The organism is Nocardia sp. NPDC060220 (assembly GCF_042727815.1).
GTDB lineage: Bacteria > Actinomycetota > Actinomycetes > Mycobacteriales > Mycobacteriaceae > Nocardia.
On the sequence record NZ_JBHWZY010001000.1, the window covers coordinates 1 to 2301 of the forward strand.

The 2301-nt window shown below is 69.3% G+C and carries 2 protein-coding genes and 1 pseudogene; 1 reads left to right on the plus strand and 2 read right to left on the minus strand.

The window, feature by feature from the left end; genetic code table 11:
- Positions 1 to 190 (minus strand): annotated as a pseudogene (locus ACFWF3_RS32810) (hydrolase); the annotation flags it as partial.
- 13 nt (positions 191 to 203) lie between these two features.
- Positions 204 to 1658, minus strand: coding sequence for a D-alanyl-D-alanine carboxypeptidase/D-alanyl-D-alanine-endopeptidase (gene dacB / locus ACFWF3_RS32815; protein ID WP_379317764.1), 1455 nt, complete (start codon positions 1656 to 1658; stop codon positions 204 to 206).
- A gap of 164 nt (positions 1659 to 1822) precedes the next feature.
- Here dacB and ACFWF3_RS32820 point away from each other — a divergent pair.
- The coding region (locus tag ACFWF3_RS32820; protein WP_379317765.1) for an inorganic diphosphatase at positions 1823 to 2301 on the plus strand (479 nt) is incomplete at its 3' end.

Here is a 2301-nt window from a genome sequence, read left to right on the forward strand (position 1 = left end):
GCCCACTGACCTCACGCACCGGCAGTTCGGCCAGTATCGAGGCAGACGCCAGCTCGGCGACGACCTGTTCGGCCGTCTGCCGGGACACGCGCGGCCCGGAGGGAGCGAGCACCGCCCCGGTTCGCGCGGCCAGCCGCCAGTCCACAGCTCCGCTGAACCCGGAACTCTTGCGCTCGGTCTTGTCGGTCATAGTCACCCGTTCTCTACGAGCATCCACAGTTGCGCAGGGCACCCGCCACCGCGTCGAGCGCCGGCCTGCTCTGCTCCGGCAATCGGTCGTTCGACATGAGTGCGAAGGTGAGTACCCGCCCGTCGCGGTCGAGTACATATCCGACCAACGCGCTGGCCACGCTCAGAGTTCCGGTCTTGGCGCGCACCCACCCCGCACCCTGCCGGTTCTGTGTGACGAAGCGCGGCGCGAGTGTGCCGGTGCCGCCCGCGACAGGCAGGTAGTCCAGCATCGGCGCGAGAGCCGCTGCGCGCGGGTCGTTTTCGGGCCTGGCCTGTGTTCCGGCCGGTACCAATGCGGCGTTGCCGGTCGGTTCCGCCGCGGTCGCGATGATCGAATCGAGCAGCTTCGGGGTCACCCGGTCGTCGACGGAGAGCCCACTGTTGTCGGCCAGATGCAGTCCGGCGATATCGAATCCGGCCGTCGACAGGGCGGCCGTGGTGGCGGCGACCGCACCGGCGAAGGAGGCCGGCTGGCCCGACGCCACCGCCAGCTCACGTCCGATGGTCTCGGCCAGCACATTGTCGGAGTGAATCATCATGTCGTGCAAGCGAACCCGCAGCGGGGCCGATTCGACCTTCGCGATCTGAGCGCCGGTCTGCGCGGCCGGTCCCACTCGCACCGCGGCGGGATCGATACCCAGCTCGGCGGCGAGCGCTCGCCCGGCGTCCAGCGCGGGATTCGCGGTGCGCGGGGAATAGTCGGCCGAGGGGTCGAACCGGCCACCGTCGAGCATGATCGGCTCGATCGGGGCGATCGACCCTTCCGGGATGTCGATCGGGTCCCAGCCCGAGGCCATGGTCGGCCCCGAGTAGGCGGACGTGTCGACCACGATCGCGTTCGCCTGGCGGCCCGCGGCCCGCACCTGCGCGGCCAGATCCGCGATCCGGGCGCCGTCGGTGTAGTAGCCGCCCGCTGCCCGTGTGGTGAGCGTGGGGTCCCCGCCCGCCACCAGCACCAGCTCGCCGGGCGCACCGGCGAGCACCTCCGTGGTCACGCGCTGATCATCGGGCAAGGTCAGCAATGCGGCCGCGACCAGCATGATCTTGGCCGTCGACGACGGGATCATCGCCTTGGCCGGCTCCTGACTCCACAGCACCGTCCCGCTGCCCGGATCGGTCACCTGACCCGCGAACGCACCGAGATCAGGGTTGCCGACCACCGCGGCGAGCGCCGCGGCGATGCCCGCCACCGTGGGCGCGGGCGCGTCCGATCGGGCCGGGGCCACCTCGGGAAACACCTGACCCGTGTCCGGCGGCGGCGCCACGGTGAGTCCGCCGTGGCGGAATTCCGGCGTCCACGGCTGCGCGATCGCCGCGAAACCGCCCGCGATCACCAGTAGCGCGACGACCACTGCCGACAACCAGATCCAGCGGGACCTCCGGCGCCCCTGCACCGGTGATCCCGGATTGCCGCCTGCATCGACCACGACAGTGTCTCCCTCAACGCCGACCGACACGCCTCGACTGCGCGACTACAGCCGCCTGCCGCACCGGTGTACCAGCACACCACACTATCCTCGTTGCGCAACGGTTCCCCAGAACGATCTGGCGATTCGGCACAGACCAGCACTCGAACGAGCAAGGAGATGGCGTGGAGTTCGACGTCACCATCGAGATTCCCAAGGGTTCTCGGAACAAGTACGAGGTCGATCACGAGAGCGGTCGGGTCAAGCTCGACCGGTACCTGTACACCTCCATGGGCTACCCGGCCGACTACGGCTTCATCGAGAACACCCTCGGCGAGGACGGCGACCCGCTCGACGCGCTGGTGCTGCTGCCCGAGTCGGTGTTCCCCGGCGTGATCGTCGAGGCCCGCCCGGTGGGCGTGTACCGCATGACCGACGAGGCCGGTGGCGACGACAAGGTGCTGTGTGTCCCCGCGGGCGACCCGCGCTGGGATCACATCCAGGACCTGGGCGACGTCTCGGAGTTCGAACTGTCGGCGATCAAGCACTTCTTCGAGCGCTACAAGGATCTCGAGCCGGGCAAGTACGTCGAGGGTTCGGAGTGGCTCGGCCGCGCCGAGGCCGAGAAGATCATCGACGAGTCCTTCACTCGGCTGAAGGAATC